Genomic DNA, 17,770 nt, shown 5'->3' with positions numbered 1-17,770 from the left:
TGGTGTTTGACTTATGTTGATGATGAACCGTAAGACGCCAGAGATACTTTTCTCAGATGGGGAGATGGGGAGATGGGGAGATGGGGAGATGGGGAGATGGAGATGGGGAGATGGGGGGACGCGGGGACGCGGTGACGCGGAGATGGTTGAACAGGCAATGGTTTCACCATAGCAAGGAACGAGTTGGTGTTTGACTTATGTTGATGATGAACCGTAAGACGCCAGAGATACTTTTCTCACTGTTGCCTGTTATATAACCTACTACTTTCTTCAAAGCAGGAAAAAAATAAAATTCAAGGAAATAAAAGATGTCTAATTCTAATGTTAAAGCAAAAATTTATGTGTTTGGAGCTAAACCGAAACAAGCTTTATTAGTACCAGAAATTCCTATTGCAGTTCGTAATAATTGTCAGTCAGGACAATGGGTGATTGGAGACACAGATTATGGTTCTAAAGTTTCAATGACAATCATCAAGTTTAGCAAGTTTTTCGGCAATTTAGGTCAAACAATTAATACATTATGGGGTCAAATCTGGTTTATTGCTGAGTCAGGAGAATTACCTCATGGAGTGTTAATGGTGACATATATTAAAGGTCGTTCTTTGAATGATTTTAATCGTTTAATTGCTTCAGTTCAAAGTCAAGGAGTGGAGCCAGCAACAGGGATTTTTCTTCCTGAATTTGTCAAGCATAGCGGTCAGAAACCAGATGAAAATGGTGTAGTAAAACCCATCAATTATTATAGCTTAAAATGGCGTTGGCAAGAACGTACAGATTGGTCGATTATTCAGCAGGCAGCAGCAGTGCTTTCTGACGAAAATAATCTTTCAAGAATGATTGATTTAGAAGGAACTAGAAAGATGGTTTGCTTAGATAATTTATCTGCTGAAGAAACTGCTAATTTGATGGTAGCTCATACTAATAGCGAACAAAATTATTCGCTGAGTTTAAATGTTAGTAATGATCAAGCGTTACCACAGGGAAATGAGTCTTTAGCTGCTGCATTATCTTCTTGAAGAAGGAGTCAGGAGTCAGGAGTCAGGAGACAGAATCAATTGACTCCTGAGGAGGTCTTCGTGACTTCCAGCCAAAGGCTGTTGATGAATTTTTTGCGTCTCTATTTACAGCTTTTAGCTTGAAAGTTTTTGTAGTTTTATGCCAATAAAAAACATCGGGAAAACTTAAAGAGGTACAAATGAGTAAAATTGCTAAATTCAGGATTCATCAGGGTGCAAAAACACCACAAACCCAGGAATGGGAAGATAGTTTACGGGGAAAATTAGAAGTTAAACATCAAATTAGAACTGATGCTATTAATGACCTGGAAAACTTCAGTCAAGATTTACAACATATTAGTTTAGTTGTTGAATCTATTCAAAATAACTACCAGGCATTACTGACATAAAATAGTCGCTTAAAATCGACTCTTTTAGAGTTAGTAGATGATTGTTGCTGCTGGAAAGGAAATCGCTGTGAAAAATGCCAGAAAACTCTTAAGTGATTAGCACCAGAAACGACTAGGAAAAAATTAAATACTGCCCAAGAATATGAAGATATTTTGAAGCAACTTCGGAAACTGGGTTCAACAATTAATAATTAATAATTAATAATTAATAATTACCCTTCTTTGAAAAGAAAAGGATTGACTAAAATGAAAATGTTTTCTTGTTTATCCTTTAAAGGAAAGGCTTTAAATCTCAATTATTGGGTTAGTTGTTACTGTATCACATTAAAAAGCGTTTCGTGACGGAATTTTCCGCAAACGGCATTTAAACAGTTAGCATTTCCTAAGTTCATGCTCCGCAAACAGCGAGTGATTTATGGAGATGAAGCGAGTAAAATTATCAACATTATGGAGAAAAAAAATGACACAAACTGCATCAGAAAGTAGCAAATTTAGAGTGATGAAATCATTTGAAGAAATTTTAGCTGCCAGGAAAAATCTTGCATCAAAAGTAGCAACTAAGGAGGAGGAAGCAGAGAAAGAAAAAGGGAAACAAATCCTAGAAACTGCTGCTACTTATACTGCAGATAGTATTGTTAAAGGTTTGGCTGATTTACAATTAGATTTTGGTAGTATTGTTAATCAGTTATTAGACAATTTGCATCAAGAATCTACTAAACTTGAGGAATTAAAGCTTGCAATTGAAATTGAAAATCAACATCTACAAGAGTTACAAAAAATTCGTGTTGTTGCTGATGCACTACATATTTTAACTCAAGAACATCAAGAAAAGTTAGGATTTCTAGAGCAGAATTTTAGCGAACATCAAGAAAATATATCAAAGGATATGACTACTAAGCGAAAAGCTTGGCAAAAGGAACAACAAGAGTATGAAGCAGCAATTGAGGAAGAAAATCAATTGTTAATTAAACAACGAGAAAATGAAGCTGCTGACTATCAATATGAATTGGAACATCAGCGTAAAATTGAAATGGATGAATATGAAGAAACGAAGCGGAATTTGGAACGAGAATTACAGGAGTTAAATCAAGAGAAGGAAAAAAAATGGCAGGAAAGAGAAAGTTATTTGGCAGAAAATCAAGCTGAATTTGAAGAAAACAGACAGAAAGTTGAAGGTTTTGAAGAAGAGTTGAAGCAGGCTTATGTGAAAGCGAAAGATGATGCAATTAAAGAAGCAACCCGACAGGCAAAAGTTAAAGAAGATTTATTTGCCAAAGAGTGGGAAGGAATGAAGAATGGTTATGAGTTAAAGATTGAATCTTTAGAAGAAACAATTGAGCGACAAACTGAACAAATTAACGATATTTCCACTCAGTTACAAGCGGGAATGAAGCAAGCACAAGATTTAGCGATGAGAGCTTTTGCTAGTTCTAATAATGGCGCTCAAGCTAAGTAGTTGTTGTTGAAAGGAAGAAGGAAGAAGGGAGAAGGAAGAAGGAAGAAGGAAGAAGAAAAAATCTTACGCTGTAAGCATTCAGTTGTCAGCCATCAGCTATCAGCTATTGTACTTTTAGTTTAGGATAATACCTTTATTAACTGTCTTACTAAAAAAGTTACCTCCCTTGTCCTTAAAGTCAGTTGTTAATTTAAACACTGTCCTTTAAGCAGAGAATATTGTTGCTGATAGCTAACAGCTAGTAGCTGAATCCTTACCTTACGCTTTCTGAGTTTTAACCTTTTCTTCGACTGTGATAAAAGCTATAAACTACATTCATCATATAGCCATTCAGCAACCCTAAAATTTGTCTACTCTATCTAGTAGCTCGTAAGCATTTAGCTATCAGCTAAAAATCTAAGGGTTTAAGTCCTCCACTATATTTGAAAGTAATAATTAAGTTATCAGCAATTAGTAATGAATAATTACTTCTTAGGTTTTGTCCAGGGACGCATGGCAGTAACTTTTTATTCTTTTTCAATCTCAAAGGTTGCTTTTACACAGACCCAAAATTAATAGCTGATAGCTAATACCTGACGGCTGTTTGCTTACATTTGAAAAAGCCTGTGGTGCGTTTTTATCGGGGTTTAAATCCCTCATTTCCGGTTAAACAGTTATAGAATGGTTAAGTCTTTAGAATTCAGAATTCAGGAGAAGAAAGAATTAAAAAGATGAGTGTAGTTATGGCAATTAGAGAATTTTTTTATGTTCAATTAAGTGGATTTGATATGACTGCTGACTGCTGACTGCTATTTCAATTGGTATAAATATTTAGGTGGTATTTATACCAAATTTTTCCACCTATATTCCAGCTCAAATCAATCGAATAATTTCAAGTTTAACAGGAGAAAACACATGGCTAAAAGAGTTAATTATAAAAATACTAAGGCTGAAATTTTAGAAGCTTTTGCAGAACTAAAAAAAGAAAAGTCTGCCCTAGAAGCAGAAATAGATCAGCTAAGTCAGGAAAGTAAAACTACAGGTAAAACCTCTGTAGATTCAATATCAAAAAAACCAGAAAAAGAAGTTGCAAAATTTATGAACTTAAATCAAACTTGTAACAAACCAAGTATGCAGTACACAATTGAAAATTTGTTGATGGTGCAAAATGGCTTTGGTGGAGCTATCAGCGAATTATCAGAAAAACTTACTTCAGAAGCAACTAAATTAGAAGAAGTTCGACAGCAAGTGACAGAAGAAATTCAACAATTAAACAATTTGCATAGTTTAGAAAATATCGAGGAAAATACTTTAGATGATTTGATTCAACAGTATGAACAAAGCGCCAAAGAATTCGAGACAGAATTTAGCGATCGCCAGGAAGAATTACAACAAGAAATAGAGTCAAGTAAACAAACTTGGTCAAAGGAACAACAGGAATATCAACGCACAATAAAAGAACGAAATGAACAGCAGAATAAAACTCGCCAACGAGATGAAGAAACTTATAAATATGACTTGAATTTGCAACACAATCTAGATATTGACCAGTATGAACAAAACAAGAAAAATTTGTATAAGGAGTTAGAAGAATTTCAACAGCAACAAGAGAAAATATGGTCTGAAAGAGAGCAGTCTATTTCTGAACGGGAAAAAGAATTTGCAGAGGTCAAAACTGAGGTAGAAAACTTTAAAAAAGAACTAGAGTCTAATATTAATAACGGTAAGGAAAATGGGCGAAATATTGGTACTTATCAAGCGAAAATTAAATCTGATTTATTAGCAAAAGAAGTCGAAGGAGAAAAGCAATTTTATGAACTACGGATTCAATCTTTACAGCAGACTATTCAAAATCAAGAACAACGAATTAAAAATTTATCTGCACAATTAGATTCTACCTTGACGCAGGTTCAAGATTTAGCAGTGAAAGCTATTGAAGGAGCATCAAATTCTCGTTCATTTCAAGCGATGAAAGAAATTGTTCTAGAACAAAAGAATCAACAAAAGAAAAGTTAATTTTTGACGATAAAACATAGTAGGGGTTAACGGCCGTTAACTCCTACAAATTGAATAAGGTAGAAGGCATAAGGCAGAGGGCAGAAGGCAGAAGGAAATATTGGTTTAAAGGTAAAAGGTTTTGGATAGCTAATTATCCGGAAATTATCTAATAAAAAGTTTGTCTAATTGCACATACTTCCAATTACCTAATGATTGATATTTTAGTCTAATAGACATCTCCAATCATAAAAAATAAAGTCAATTATCGTACTTTTATTCATCAATTCTTTCCCCCTAGTCCCTACTCCCTCTTTTATGGAGATTTCTAATAATTATGAGGTTATTTACCGGACATGATATTACAACCAAAATTTATCGTCAAACACCAAAAAACGTACTGCTATAGTACAATTTCTTGACTGTCTACTCCTAAATATCATGTTGTACATCTCAAACCCTATTTGTAGCGTTTAAAAAAAGCTAAAATAAGAGTGATAACCTGTGTATATATTCAAACTGTCACTCTACTAATATTACTGTAAGTTTATACATATAAAATACAAAGAAATCAGCCAAAAACTTTGATTTGAGGTAATAATTTTATGACCAACAAATATACTCAACAAAAAGATACTGCTGCATGGATACTTCAAGTTTGGGCTTCCTTTATTTTAGCTACTTCTGGCACAGCGATCGGTATTATTTACCTACCTGTAGATAATTGGATTAAAGGCTTTTTAGGAATGGGTTTAACATTCTCAGTAGGTTCCACTTTTACCCTAGCAAAAACTATTAGAGATAATCACGAATATCAAAGGATAACTGCCAGACTTGATGAAGCAAAAGTTGAAAAACTATTGGCAGAGCATCACCCTTTAGACAAATAATAATTAGGGTTTGCTGAAAAAGTCTTATGGGTGAAGGGTAGGAGACAGGAGACAGGAGACAGGAGACAGGAGGAACGGGGAATTTAGAGTAGGTAGGAGTAAGAATTGTCAGAATGATTTCTCTGCCCAACTTTTGCCTAAAATACCCTCCATGCATGAGCATGAAGAGCTGAAAACCAGGCACTTTTTTCGACCTCAAAAAGGCACTTGTCTTTATATGTCAATGCTTTTAGATTTAATCAGCAAGCCCTAATTACATCAAATCCGGTTAAACAGACTCACCAAAAAATAGCTGAAATCTTTGTGATCAAACAATTGTATTTTTCAGCAATGAGGAAAATTTGATATGAAGTAGACTAGAAGTGGGTCTGTTAACAATGAGAATCAGCACCGGATTTGACATCAGACATACTTATAAGTCTGCCTGGCAATCACAGGTTTAATCAGAACGATTAGGAGCAGTCGTGGTACTGAATGAAGCTAAGGATAAGCTGTTGAAACTAGAGGTGCTTTGGGTAGATCAGGGTTATTCTGGTAAAAATTTTGCGAGTGCAGTAAGCGAAAGTTTGTGGCATTCGCCTAGCTTTGCGTCAGCAGTATCGCGTTAGAGTGGAAGTCATCAGAAGAACTGCCCAAACTTTTGAGCGCCTACCTAAGTGATCGATTGTTGAAGGCACTTTTGCTTGGTTGAATAGATTTCGACATTTAAGTAAAGATTATGAGGTGTATTCAGATGTAAGTGAAGCGATGATTTATGGCCCTTTAATTCACTTGATTGTTGGGCCACTAGCTAACTTAAGATTTACTTTATAAATCAGCTCTAAACTCTTACTTAGCTCTTTAAACTAAAAAAGTTAAAACTTCATTAACTTTGACTAATAATTAATTAGTCAAAAATTCAATTAAACATACTTTTTTTCTAGTGAATATTTCACTAAGCTAGGGATTTCCGAAGGTCGTTTTGCTACTGGTATTTTAAATTCTTTAAAAGCTGAAATTTTACTCTTCATCTGATTGTGGAAATTATGTTTTACCCTTGAGTTTCTAGCACTAATTAAACTACTAGCGTGAGTGTAATTTTGATTTATTGGAGCATAAATACCAGCAATATAAGCAACTACAGGTTTATCAATTGTTTCTGATATATAAGAAGCTGCAATTTCCTCACTTGCACCACCAACTTCTCCTACTAAAACAATTAACTCTGTGCGGTCATCCTCATCTAGTATTTGTAACCATTGCAAAAAAGAAGAACCAACAATTGGATCGCAACCAATACTAACACAGATAGATTGCCCCAATCTTGACTTTGTTAATTCCCAAGCTACTTCATAAGTAAGAGTATTGCTGCGACTAATAATCCCCACTGGGCCTGGTGTGTAAAACTGAGTTGGATGAGTGCCCAACAGTAATTTATCCGGCACGATAATACCTGCACAGTTAGGTCCAACAATCAGAGTTTCTGTAGCCTCAGCTTTTCTCAATAACTGGACCATATCTAGAGGTGGCACTCCTTCTGTAACGATGACAATTTGTTTAATGCCAGAAGCGATCGCCTCTAAACTAGCATCTAATACCCTATAAGCAGGCACAACTATCAAAGTGGTATCAATAATACCCACTTTTGCCACTGCTTGCTCTACCAAACTAAACACAGGTATACCAGACCATTCTTGTCCCCCTTCTCCAGGACTAATACCTGCTACTACATTTGTTCCATAGGACTTCATCATTAAGGCTATCTGGGTAGACATTTTTTCTGTAACACCCTGAACTATTACCTTACTATCTAGAGTTAAATTCATAATTCTTCAGCCCTTATTTGTATAGGCATTTATTAAGCAGGCCATCATTATCAGTATCAGTCAAAGGTTTTGATTTATTACCCTTAATGATATTCGAGTTAAAATTATATGTAATTTCTCTTCTGATTACCACTACTTAGCTAAAGAAACAGCTTTAGTAACTGCATCTTCTAAATTTTCGATTACCTCTACTGGTAGACCTGATAAACGTTCTCTAGCTCTACTCACTTCACCTCCTAATAAACGCAGTATAAAAATAATATTACTCTTGTCCATAGTTTTTAAATTATTCAAATACTCGTAAACTATAGTAATCAACTCATCACTTGTCTGAACTATACCTAGAAAATTCACCAATACTACCTTTACATTTTCCTTTTGACTAACTAAATCCAAAGCAGCAAACATTTTTATTCGTAAACTATCCTTGATCTCCAAATAATCACCCAACTTAATATTCAGAAAATTTGCTGGGTTTCCATTAGCTTCCATTACCAAATCAACAGTAGCCATTGTTAAACCTTCACCATTGCATAAAATTCCGATATTTCCTTGCAATTCTGTAAACTTTAGTTGATAATCTGGAATAATTTTTTCATTAGCTGCTGCATTGGAATTATTTGTAATTAATAAAGAATTTTTGTCTATTTGACTTACTTGTTTTTCTTGAATTTCATCATTATTAGTAATATTTTTGCCCACTAAATTTACCAATTCTAGATGACGACCTAGGGCACGGTCATTAACACTTACTTTACCATCTAAAGCCATGACTTCTCCTGTCGGACTCACACCTAAAGGATTAATTTCTACTAAATCTAAATCCTTTTCTATAAATAATTGATACATTTTTTCCACTATATGACTCACTAATTCTATCAGTTTTCCTTCGAGTCCAATTTTTACCATTAGACGACGTGCATAAAAGGGAGAAAATTGTTGATTAACAACTACCTGTTGCATCCTTGTCATCGCTGCTTCTGTATCAATACCTCCTTGTGCTGAACCGAGAAGTACAGGACGGCGTACTATTGGATCTAAAACAACTGCTAGGTATAATTCTTGATTAGCATTATATTTTGCTTCTGCCAATAAAACTTCTGGATACTCATCTTTGATCGGCAAATTAAAAATTGCCTGAGCTGCTGCCACAGCATCAATTGTATTTTCAACAAATTTAATTCCACCTAAGCTACTTCTTTCTCCAGCATGAACTTGAGATTTAAGTACAACTGGATAAGGTATTTTTAATTTTTTTAAATCTTTAGGATAATCTATTCTTTGAGATGGTAAAACAGGAATTCCCATCCCACTAAACAAAGCTTTTGCCTGATATTCTAATAAATCCATACTAACTTTAACGTTTAATTTTCTTAAGTTGATAATATGATTGTTTTAAGTTCTCCGATATTTATTTTATCAATTTTGCAGCTATTATGTTTGCGAATGTACTTAATAGTTAAAATAAAATTTAATTTTTCTTAAATTATTAATTAATAGTCTTGAAGGAGCATCATTATTTCTTTTAAAAAGGAACTACTGTCTTTATTCCTTTTTGTTCAAAACGGAATTTGCATAATTTATTTGATCAATGTTACTATTAGAAGTAATTAGATTAATTTTATGTAGATCAATCAATTGATTAGTTTATGATAATTTTAGCAATTCTAAATCTGAAAAATTTTTATGCCTATAACTTTGAGTATCGTGATTTTAGTTAAATAACATCAAACTTAGGTTTCACACTTTAGAAATAGAATTGCTATATATTTCATCTCCGATACTTAGTCTGTTAAAAACATTATTGATCGCTAGTAAGAGTAGTTCAAATTACCATCAAACTAAGTAATTAGATAATAATAACCTAAATTTTTAACTTTCCCAATCCCCTTTATGAACTGTTTTTACCCACTTTAGTCGCTTAGGTAATATAGACATCCGGGTAATAGTAGCGCCCATCACTACAAACCAATGCAACATATAAAAAGTGCCTCGCACACTTTCTAAAAAAGTAAGTAGTATAGACAATGGATGTTCTTTCTCAGAAACAAAGTCCAACTTCCCTTCTCCAACCATACTCTTTTCTTGTTTCCTAGTTCGACGTAAACCAATAAACATTCCCAATACAGAAACTGTTACAGTAAACACAGTCAAAGGACTGGTGATGGGTAAACGACGCAAAATTATTGCCATCAGAAAATCAGGTACAGCAGCAACCGATATTAGATATTGGGTCACCAAAAATTGCCATAAATCCCAAGTCTTACCAAATCTCATTCGGTTACGCAAAATCAATTGCCAGTAATCTAGATAACGCTGATACCCACCTTCTGCCCATCGGGAACGTTGATGCCACAAAGCTTTTGGGTTAGTTACTCCTTCCTCCATTACTGCCGGAAAACTGAGAAAATCTATATCCCATTGGTTTAAGTGTAGACGAATTGTTAAATCTAAATCATCAGTAATAGTCTGTTCATTCCATCCCTCACATTCTTTCAGGGCATTCAAACGTACAAATTGGCCATTCCCCCTGAGTTCTCCAATCCCACCAATTGCAATTCGTTGTTCCTGAAAAAAACTATCTAGAGCCATTTCTGCTGATTGGCCTTTTGTCCAAAAATTTAGACCTGCATTGGCGATCGCTTTTCTAACTTGTACTGCCCCTACTTTTTCTCTGGCAAAAAGTGGTACTACCTTTCGGAGGAGATCCGGTGTTACCTCTGCATCTGCATCAAACACTCCTAAAATTTCTCCCTTAATCAAAGGTATCGCAGTATTGAGAGCGCCTGATTTACCTCCACTGGCATCTGGACTTCTCCTAATAACATTAAGCTGCTGATATTCTTTTGCCAACTGTTCTAACAATACAGGGGTTTGATCTGTACTATTGTCATCTATTACCCAAAGTTCGTAATTATTGGTTGGATAATCTAAAGTACAGATATTTTTTACCAATTTACTAATTACAGCCTCTTCATTTTTAGCTGCTACTAACAGAGATATATAAGGCCAGTCTGTCGAATTTTCTTCTGATAGAGGTTTTGGAGGTAGTTTTGGTTGAGCGAATAGTATTCTCATAAGTTGAACTGATAGTAAACCAGTCAGACCTAAAATTACCCAATATCCCCAGGAAAGTAAGTGCAGAGCGATAGTAGTGGTCCAAATCAGAAATGACATAAGTGCTGCTTTACGTCTACGACCATCGTAAATATTCTGATGACTACTTAACACTTCCTTTTCTTGTTTGATTTGACTCTGATCTAAGTATTTCTTAGTTTGTGCTACCTGATTATTTTGCTGTTCGTTACAGAAGTTATCGTTTTGATTGATTTGGGTTTCCCTATAATAATCATTTTTTGGCCAAGAACTGTTGGGCATAACTAAATTAATCTTAAAGATCCAATCACTAATAATTTTCTTATGTTTTAAGAGACTAACCTAATTCCGTCTGAAAAAACTATAAATATAATCTTTGTTAAGTAAAGAATTTAGTAAGTCAAGAATCTAGAGGGTAGTTTGGCTAACAATTGCTACACCACAGGTAATATAAAGTTTTAGAGCTGATTTTTTAAGACAGCTGAAACGTTGACTTAAATTTAGCTTTTATACATTGAGACTATAGTTACTTATAATATAATTTCCGAGGAATGGATATTATTGATTCAGGAAACTAGAGGATGTCAATTAATCAATTAAAGCCAGCCGAAAAAGGGGAAATAGCTGTTTACACTCCATATTACCCAGATAACAGACGTAAATACTTAGCTCATGCTATTAGTCTTTACAAACAAAAAAGTCTTGAAGGAGCGAGAGGTATAGAAGGAGGAGAAAATATCCCTTTTGTTATCACCTGGAATGTTTCTATATTACCTGCAGACATAACTCGTTGCCGAATGCAGTTTGATGGTAATCAGGAGCTTAGTTATGATACAACAATGGCCACTTATGAGTTTGTTGATTCTTTAATCGATGTATTGCTAATTTATCATCGTACTCGTAATGTAGATTTTTCTAAGAATTTTTATGGAAAGTTACTTCGCTATGAGTGATTCAGCTTGAAATGTAATTCCTGAGATTTAATCTTGTTCTCATCGAAAAGTTTGGATTTGAAACCCCGTGCTTTTAGCAGTGTTTTACATTTGATTAATGTCGCTATATACTAAAAATATCAAACAAGAGATTAATATTGGTCACTCCAACAATAAAAACTTTGTTCAGATTCCTTTTTGGCAATTGAGGCAAAAACTTAAAGCCTTGTGTTTTCGATACGGAATTGACTATTTGGAACAACAACAGTCTTACTCGTCCAAGGTGAGTTTTTACGACCGAGATAAATACCTGTTGACAATGCCAATAACCCCAGTCAAACTAAATTTTCGGGTAACAGAATAAAGTATGGGTTGTATCAGACAAAAGCTCAACATTTGGTTTCAGAAGATATTAATGGTAGTGTCAATATTTTAGTGAAAAGTAAGCACAAACTCAATTTTGAGCGAGTGTATAGGGGGCTTTTGGCTAACCCTTTAAGGATTTATATTTCTTAACAATTCCCGCCGTTTGACGGCGCGGGAGTGTCAACCTTATAATTTAAAAATGTGAAACAAATTGACAACATTTAATCTAAAATCCAAATTATATTGACATTGACAAGTTCATTGATTGCGGGAGTGAGGGTGTGCCAAAATCTGCCAATCATTTGCTAATTGGATCGACCGAAGCTTACAGTGGCAAGTCTACAATTACTTTAGGAATAGCCCATAAGCTGCAAAAGCAAGGGATAAGCATTGCTTATGGAAAACCCTTGGGAAACTCTTTAAATTCAGTATCTGTAGAAATTGATGCTGATGTAAAGTTTATTACTGAAACTCTCAAGCTTTCAGAAAATAGTATTCGGCCAACTCTGTTGATGCTAGATGAAAGTACTATCACAAAGCGTTTGCTTGGAGAGGACAACACTGACTATCAAAAATCTCTAGCTCAATATCTACAGGTAGAAGGAGAAGATTTAGTTTTATTAGAAGGACCAAGTAATTTAGATGAGGGTAATCTATTTGAACTATCCATAGTACAAGTTGCGGAAATTCTTAATGCTGCCGTAATTTTGGTTACTCGTCCAAATTCAGGTTCTTATATAGACTCTTTACTCTCAGCTAAACAACGTTTGGGTAGTTCCCTTTTGGGTGTGGTCATTAATGATGTATCACTAGCAGCACAAGAAACAGTAACTACTTTAGTGAGACCTTTTCTAGAGTCTAGGAAAATTCCTGTATTAGGAATATTGCCGAGAAGCAGTCTCTTGCGCAGTGTCACAGTGGCAGAATTAGTTAAACAATTAAACGCCCAGGTACTTTGTCGCCCTGACCGTCTGGATTTAATGGTCGAAAGCTTGACAATTGGTGCAATGAATGTTAGTGCAGCTATTAAATATTTCCGTAAAACTACAAATATGGCAGTAGTTACCGGAGGCGATCGCACAGACATTCAACTAGCAGCTTTAGAAACTTCTACCCATTGTCTAATTTTAACTGGGCAACTGCCTCCGGATGAGTTAGTACTGCGTCGTGCTGAGTATGTGGAAGTACCTGTTTTGTCAGTGGACTGTGATACTCTATCTACTGTAGAAATTATAGATAGAACTTTTGGTACTGTACGTTTACACGAACCTATGAAAGTAGAATGTGTGAATAGACTAATGGCACAAGACTTCAACTTTGAGCATTTGCTCAGTCATTTTCAGCTAGAGATTTAGTCAAAAAATTATCTTTTCTTTTACGGGTTTAATACTCCACCGTCTACACGGTGCTTGAAATTGTTTGGGGTTATGGGGAAAGGCAAGGGAGTGAACCCACCCCTAACCCCTCCCAGGAGGCAGGGTCAATTTATTGTCACTAGAAAAAAAAGGAAGAGGGGGTGGGGAGTGTGGGAAGTGTGGGGAGTGTGGGAAGCACAGAATCTCAAAAAAAATAGGGTTGTAAATATTCTCTGACGACAAAAAATTAGACCTGCTCCCAGGAGTGGAAGTAAAAACAAGAATAATTAATGCTAACCAGCGTGGTAATTAGGGTTTGCTTATGGAAGTCTTTTGCTATGAGGTAGGAGTGAACCCACCCCTGGCCCCTCCCCCTCCCAGGAGGGGAAGTCAGGATTAAAGAGTCAGGATTCAGGAGGAATGGGGGATTTAGAGGAGATAGTCGGATATTTTATCCCTTGATTTTTCTGCAATTATTCTGCCTTTTATCCTAACTTTTTGGTCGCTCAAGCTTAAAAAGTTGCACTTTTTTATAGCGAAAAAAAGCTAAAACCTTTACCTGTCAATGCTTTTATATTTGATATGTAAGCCCTAATTATCAAAAAGATAATTTAGCTTGTGTTAATTACTTAATAATTGAAGTGCTACCTAAGTATAATCTTACTTTTGGTAATTGTTATATCAAATCCGTTGAATTAGACATAAAAAAATTATTCAATCGTCATAACTACGCTCATCAAAGTGATTCTCTCTCCTCCTGACTCAGTCCTCCCTCTCCTGGGAGGAGCGCGCGGGTGGGTTGACTCCTCAAGACTTAACCAATCTATAACTGTTTAACCGGATTTGATATTATTAGACCTTCAGCATAGGTACCTTTTGCCTTTTTCAATGCTCCTGACTCCAAATACCGTGGAAACCCATTGGTATAACTTCTGGTAAGGCTAACCGACAAACAGGTTCAGCATCTAAGTTAGAAGCATCAAATATCCAGACCTCACTACAGTTGCGCTCTCCGTCAAAAATAACAGTTAATACCCATCCTTTCTGAGAATCTTCAGCATCAGGAGCATAGATAGGTTCCATTGGGTAGCAGTTTGGCCTTAAATCGGTGGTAGTAAGGGTATTTTTGTGATGGTCGAAACAGGCGATCGCCCCAAACATTTCTTGACTAATATCTATTCCCGGTTGATGAACTGACAAATAAGTAAAGCGAGATGGTTTTCCGACCTTAGCAGGAGCAACCGTAGGAAACTCACAGGGAATGTCTAATAATTTATAACTATCTATGATACGACCAGATTTAGGGTCTAGGCGTATCTGCCAAAATATCCCATTAGCAGGAGTATGAGTTTGGCCAGTAGGTACGTCTTGAAGGTACTTATTTGTTTGGTCAAAATCTGTATAGCGGATTAAGTAGACTAATATTGTGCCATCCGAGTCTACATAGCTATTGCCAAAGTGCCACTGAAACCAGGGTTCCGTTTCTTGACGACTGATGAGTTGTAGAGATGAGCAATCAACCAGTAAAATCTGTGTTCCTAGCTCTGGTTGCCAGGTTAAAGCATCACTAAAGCTTTTTATCTTTGTAAAAGCTGGCAGTAGTTGTAAACGTACTGGTGAAATAAAAAATATTAGATATGGACCTGCTAACACAAAATCGTGAATTAGAGGGACACCAGATATGGGAATCAGACCTTTTTGCTGAATTTTTCCAGTACTATTACTGCGGTATATATTGAGCGAGCTATTTAGTCCAGGAGTTACTCCAAAGTTATATATGTCACCTGTGGCACTATCTATTTTAGGATGAGCTGAATAGCTTTGATGATTTTCTAAGCCTCCTAAATCTTCTAGTCCCAAAGTTGCCAAAGTTTCCAGATTAAGAGTGTGGGGATTTCCACCTTCCCATAGCGCTAAAAGACGGTCTGGCAAAGCCAAAACTGAGGTATTAGCAGCATTTTTTATTGGTTGAGTGAGCTTGTCCCACAGATTTCCTGGAGGGTTCATTCCATAGCCACCAAAAATAAATCTTTCTTTTTCTGTCTCAAGTTGATACCCTGCTGTCTGCACATAACGATAAACAGCCCAAGGTTCTTGATTTTCTAGAAAAGAAGAATTAAAATGCACTGCTAGAATTGCACCATCTCCATCAAACCAGTGTCCTACTTTTTGTTGATTCCGGGATAATCTAGCAGGACCATTTCTATATAAACAACCTCTTAATCCAGAGGGGACAACACCAGAAATAATTGGTAGGGGAGTAGGTGGGAATTCTTGAGCTGGTTGAGAAAAAGCCTTTGCCCATCCTGGAGTTTTGAGCGATTGATTTTTAACGATCAATTGTTATATTTCCTACAGATATAATAGATGTACAAAAATATATTTAATTGTTATAATCCTTTAGGCAATTTTATTACAGTAGATAAAATCTTTGAGTCAATCAATTGATATTCCCAAGGTAGATGATTTTTTACAGGAACTTTTAGCAATCCAACAAACAGGTTCTAAAAGAATTGCTATGTTGGGTTCTCGTCATGTTCCTATTACTCATCAACAATTAATTGAGTTGTTAAGTTATGCCTTGGTTTTAGGATCGAATCATGTTATTACATCAGGTGCAACAGGTACTAATTTAGCAGTAGTTCGGGGGGCAATGAGAGCCGATCCTAATCTAGTTACTGTTATTTTACCTCAAAGTATGAAACGGCAACCTAGAGAATCTCGCCAAGAACTGGATAAGGTTATTCATTTAGTGGAAAATCCTAAAAACGATCAATTATCTTTAGGAGAAGCAAGTTCTATTTGTAATCAGGAAATTATTTCTCGATGCCAACAGCTTATTTGTTTTGCGTTTCACGAGAGTAATACTCTGTTGAAGACTTGTCAAGATGCAGAAGAACAGCGTAAAGTAGTAACTCTATTCTATCTAGATTAACATAGCGAAAAAAAATGAGTTTGTTGGAATTACCAGCATCATCAATATTACTAAATTGCATAGTAATAGGAGCAGTGCTAGTCTACGCACCTTTCTTAGTAGTAGCCTACGGTCGTCTTAAAGTAGGCTATGAACCGGGTGCTCCTAGGGCGATGTTTGAAAAATTACCTGATTATGCTAAGAGGGCAACTTGGGCACATCAAAATTCTTTTGAAACTTTTATTGTGTTTACAGCAGCTTCTTTGATGGCATATCTAACACAACAAGATTCTATTTTGGCAATAGGAGCGGCAGTTGCTTTTGTCATTGCGCGATTTTTTTATTCGATATTTTATATTTTGAATGTGCCGATCGGGCGATCGCTAATGTTTGTTGTTAGTTCTTCTGGTACTACTATTTTATTTATTCTCAGTTTGATTAGTATTAATAATTTTTAATCTATTATGCTGGTTTAATTTAGAATAGTCTCTGTTTCTCAATTAAAGTTTAAGTGTAATAAATGTAATACTATTTGTTGGTATTAGGAAAAAAAATCCTAATATCAAGACCTGAAATATATAAAGAGATAAAGAGATTTTTTCCAATCAAAAATCTAAAATTATAGCAGTTTTGGAGTTAATAAGGTACAAAATTTTAGGACTTTAGGGAGTAGGGAAAAAAGATTAGTCTTCAAAGTGTACCTCACGTTTTCTAAAAAGTGCTGTAATTCATGGTTTAGGAGAAGGAACAAGGAATAAGAAAGTAAGGAAAAGTATTACCGAAAAATTCAGGTATAAAGCCTCTCCATTCATGGAGAAAGAAGAAAAAAAAATCCTTTGATTCAATCCTCTTAATTTATAGGAAGAGGTAATTCTAAATTCTAAATTCTAAATTCTAAATTCTTGAAGTTGTCTGATTTTTTAAACTTTTGAAATGTCCTAACCTTTTCTGCGACTGCTATATTAATTTAGTCAATTTTTTCATACTTAGAAGTTAAACAAAAGTAATATATTGAATAATTATGGCATCTACATCATCTTTTGATATTGTCAGCGATTTTGATAGACAGGAATTAGTTAATTCTATAGACCAAGCTGAACGAGAAATAAAAGCTCGTTATGATTTGAAAGATTCTAATACGACATTAGAATTGGGAGAAGATACAATTACAATTAATACCAGTAGTCAATTTGCTTTAGATGCAGTTCATACTGTTTTACAAACTAAAGCAGCAAAACGTAATTTATCGTTAAAGATATTTGATTTTGGTAAGGTAGAATCTGCTAGTGGCGGTAGAGTTAGGCAAGAAGTTAAACTGCAAAAAGGTCTTACTCAAGAAATTTCTAAAAAAATCACTAAGTTGATTAAAGATGAATTTAAGAAAGTACAAGCATCTATTCAAGGTGATTCAGTTAGAATTTCTGCTAAGTCTAAAGATGATTTACAAGCAGTAATGCAAAGGTTAAAAGAAGAAGATTTACCTGTGCCATTACAATTTACAAATTATCGTTAATTAGATAGCAGAAGGAAGAAGGAAGAAGGAAGAAGGAAGAAGGAAGAAGGAAGAAGGAAGAAGG

The 17,770-nt window shown here is 35.2% G+C and carries 16 protein-coding genes; 12 read left to right on the top strand and 4 right to left on the bottom strand.

The genetic code is table 11. From position 1 onward, the window contains the following. The first annotated feature begins 19 nt into the window (after positions 1-19). From D5R40_RS35895 to D5R40_RS22670, 6 genes are all read left to right on the top strand, one after another. Positions 20-172 carry a hypothetical protein gene (locus D5R40_RS35895; RefSeq protein WP_161565050.1) on the top strand — a complete coding sequence of 51 codons (153 nt, stop codon included), beginning with the start codon at positions 20-22 and terminating at the stop codon, positions 170-172. 136 nt (positions 173-308) lie between these two features. Beyond that, positions 309-1,016: a hypothetical protein gene (locus D5R40_RS22690; protein WP_124145609.1), complete on the top strand. Its 708-nt coding sequence runs from the start codon at positions 309-311 to the stop codon at positions 1,014-1,016. Positions 1,017-1,195: 179 nt separating this feature from the next. Continuing rightward, positions 1,196-1,405, top strand: coding sequence for a hypothetical protein (locus tag D5R40_RS39970; RefSeq protein WP_240038999.1), 210 nt, complete (start codon positions 1,196-1,198; stop codon positions 1,403-1,405). A gap of 460 nt (positions 1,406-1,865) precedes the next feature. Further along, positions 1,866-2,861, top strand: coding sequence for a coiled-coil domain-containing protein (locus D5R40_RS22680; RefSeq protein WP_124145610.1), 996 nt, complete (start codon positions 1,866-1,868; stop codon positions 2,859-2,861). Positions 2,862-3,755: 894 nt separating this feature from the next. Next, a complete protein-coding gene (locus D5R40_RS22675; RefSeq protein ID WP_124145611.1) occupies positions 3,756-4,856 on the top strand; it encodes a coiled-coil domain-containing protein in 1,101 nt (366 codons plus the stop codon). Between the two features lie 584 nt (positions 4,857-5,440). Continuing rightward, on the top strand, positions 5,441-5,725 hold the full coding sequence (locus D5R40_RS22670) for a YiaA/YiaB family inner membrane protein (RefSeq protein ID WP_124145612.1): 285 nt from the start codon (positions 5,441-5,443) through the stop codon (positions 5,723-5,725). A gap of 902 nt (positions 5,726-6,627) precedes the next feature. Here the strand turns inward: D5R40_RS22670 and D5R40_RS22665 are convergent. The 3 genes from D5R40_RS22665 to D5R40_RS22655 all read right to left on the bottom strand — a co-directional run bounded on the left by D5R40_RS22665 (position 6,628) and on the right by D5R40_RS22655 (position 10,908). Further along, positions 6,628-7,530 (bottom strand): succinate--CoA ligase subunit alpha, encoded by a 903-nt coding sequence (locus D5R40_RS22665; protein ID WP_124145613.1) that lies wholly within the window; start codon positions 7,528-7,530, stop codon positions 6,628-6,630. 132 nt (positions 7,531-7,662) lie between these two features. Next, complete coding sequence (locus D5R40_RS22660) at positions 7,663-8,880, bottom strand: succinate--CoA ligase subunit beta (protein WP_124155255.1); 1,218 nt, start codon at positions 8,878-8,880, stop codon at positions 7,663-7,665. Positions 8,881-9,402: 522 nt separating this feature from the next. Continuing rightward, the gene (locus D5R40_RS22655) at positions 9,403-10,908 is read right to left on the bottom strand and encodes a glycosyltransferase family 2 protein (protein WP_124155254.1); all 1,506 of its coding nucleotides are present in this window, start codon (positions 10,906-10,908) and stop codon (positions 9,403-9,405) included. A gap of 299 nt (positions 10,909-11,207) precedes the next feature. Between D5R40_RS22655 and ebsA the strand changes: the two genes are divergently transcribed. The 3 genes from ebsA to D5R40_RS22640 all read left to right on the top strand — a co-directional run bounded on the left by ebsA (position 11,208) and on the right by D5R40_RS22640 (position 13,279). Next, complete coding sequence (gene ebsA / locus D5R40_RS22650) at positions 11,208-11,579, top strand: type IV pilus biogenesis protein EbsA (protein ID WP_124145616.1); 372 nt, start codon at positions 11,208-11,210, stop codon at positions 11,577-11,579. Between the two features lie 97 nt (positions 11,580-11,676). Then, a complete protein-coding gene (locus D5R40_RS37975) occupies positions 11,677-11,922 on the top strand; it encodes a hypothetical protein (RefSeq protein ID WP_205127411.1) in 246 nt (81 codons plus the stop codon). A gap of 283 nt (positions 11,923-12,205) precedes the next feature. Continuing rightward, positions 12,206-13,279 carry a phosphotransacetylase family protein gene (locus D5R40_RS22640; RefSeq protein ID WP_124155253.1) on the top strand — a complete coding sequence of 358 codons (1,074 nt, stop codon included), beginning with the start codon at positions 12,206-12,208 and terminating at the stop codon, positions 13,277-13,279. 885 nt (positions 13,280-14,164) lie between these two features. On the opposite strand, the gene D5R40_RS22635 is transcribed toward D5R40_RS22640, so the two are convergent. Then, the gene (locus tag D5R40_RS22635) at positions 14,165-15,619 is read right to left on the bottom strand and encodes a carotenoid oxygenase family protein (protein ID WP_240039000.1); all 1,455 of its coding nucleotides are present in this window, start codon (positions 15,617-15,619) and stop codon (positions 14,165-14,167) included. Positions 15,620-15,710: 91 nt separating this feature from the next. On the opposite strand from D5R40_RS22635, the gene D5R40_RS22630 reads away from it, so the two are divergent. From D5R40_RS22630 to D5R40_RS22620, 3 genes are all read left to right on the top strand, one after another. Then, complete coding sequence (locus D5R40_RS22630; protein WP_124155252.1) at positions 15,711-16,214, top strand: DNA recombination-mediator protein A; 504 nt, start codon at positions 15,711-15,713, stop codon at positions 16,212-16,214. Positions 16,215-16,228: 14 nt separating this feature from the next. Next, positions 16,229-16,651, top strand: a complete 423-nt coding sequence (locus D5R40_RS22625; RefSeq protein WP_192901302.1) for an MAPEG family protein — start codon at positions 16,229-16,231, stop codon at positions 16,649-16,651. A 563-nt stretch (positions 16,652-17,214) separates the two neighbouring features. Continuing rightward, the gene (locus tag D5R40_RS22620) at positions 17,215-17,706 is read left to right on the top strand and encodes a YajQ family cyclic di-GMP-binding protein (RefSeq protein WP_124145619.1); all 492 of its coding nucleotides are present in this window, start codon (positions 17,215-17,217) and stop codon (positions 17,704-17,706) included. The last annotated feature ends 64 nt before the right edge of the window (positions 17,707-17,770 follow it).

Source organism: Okeania hirsuta, from assembly GCF_003838195.1.
Taxonomy (GTDB): Bacteria; Cyanobacteriota; Cyanobacteriia; order Cyanobacteriales; family Microcoleaceae; genus Okeania; species Okeania hirsuta.
The sequence above is the reverse complement of the archived record's forward strand: the minus strand, read 5'-3'. Positions and strand labels throughout refer to the sequence as shown.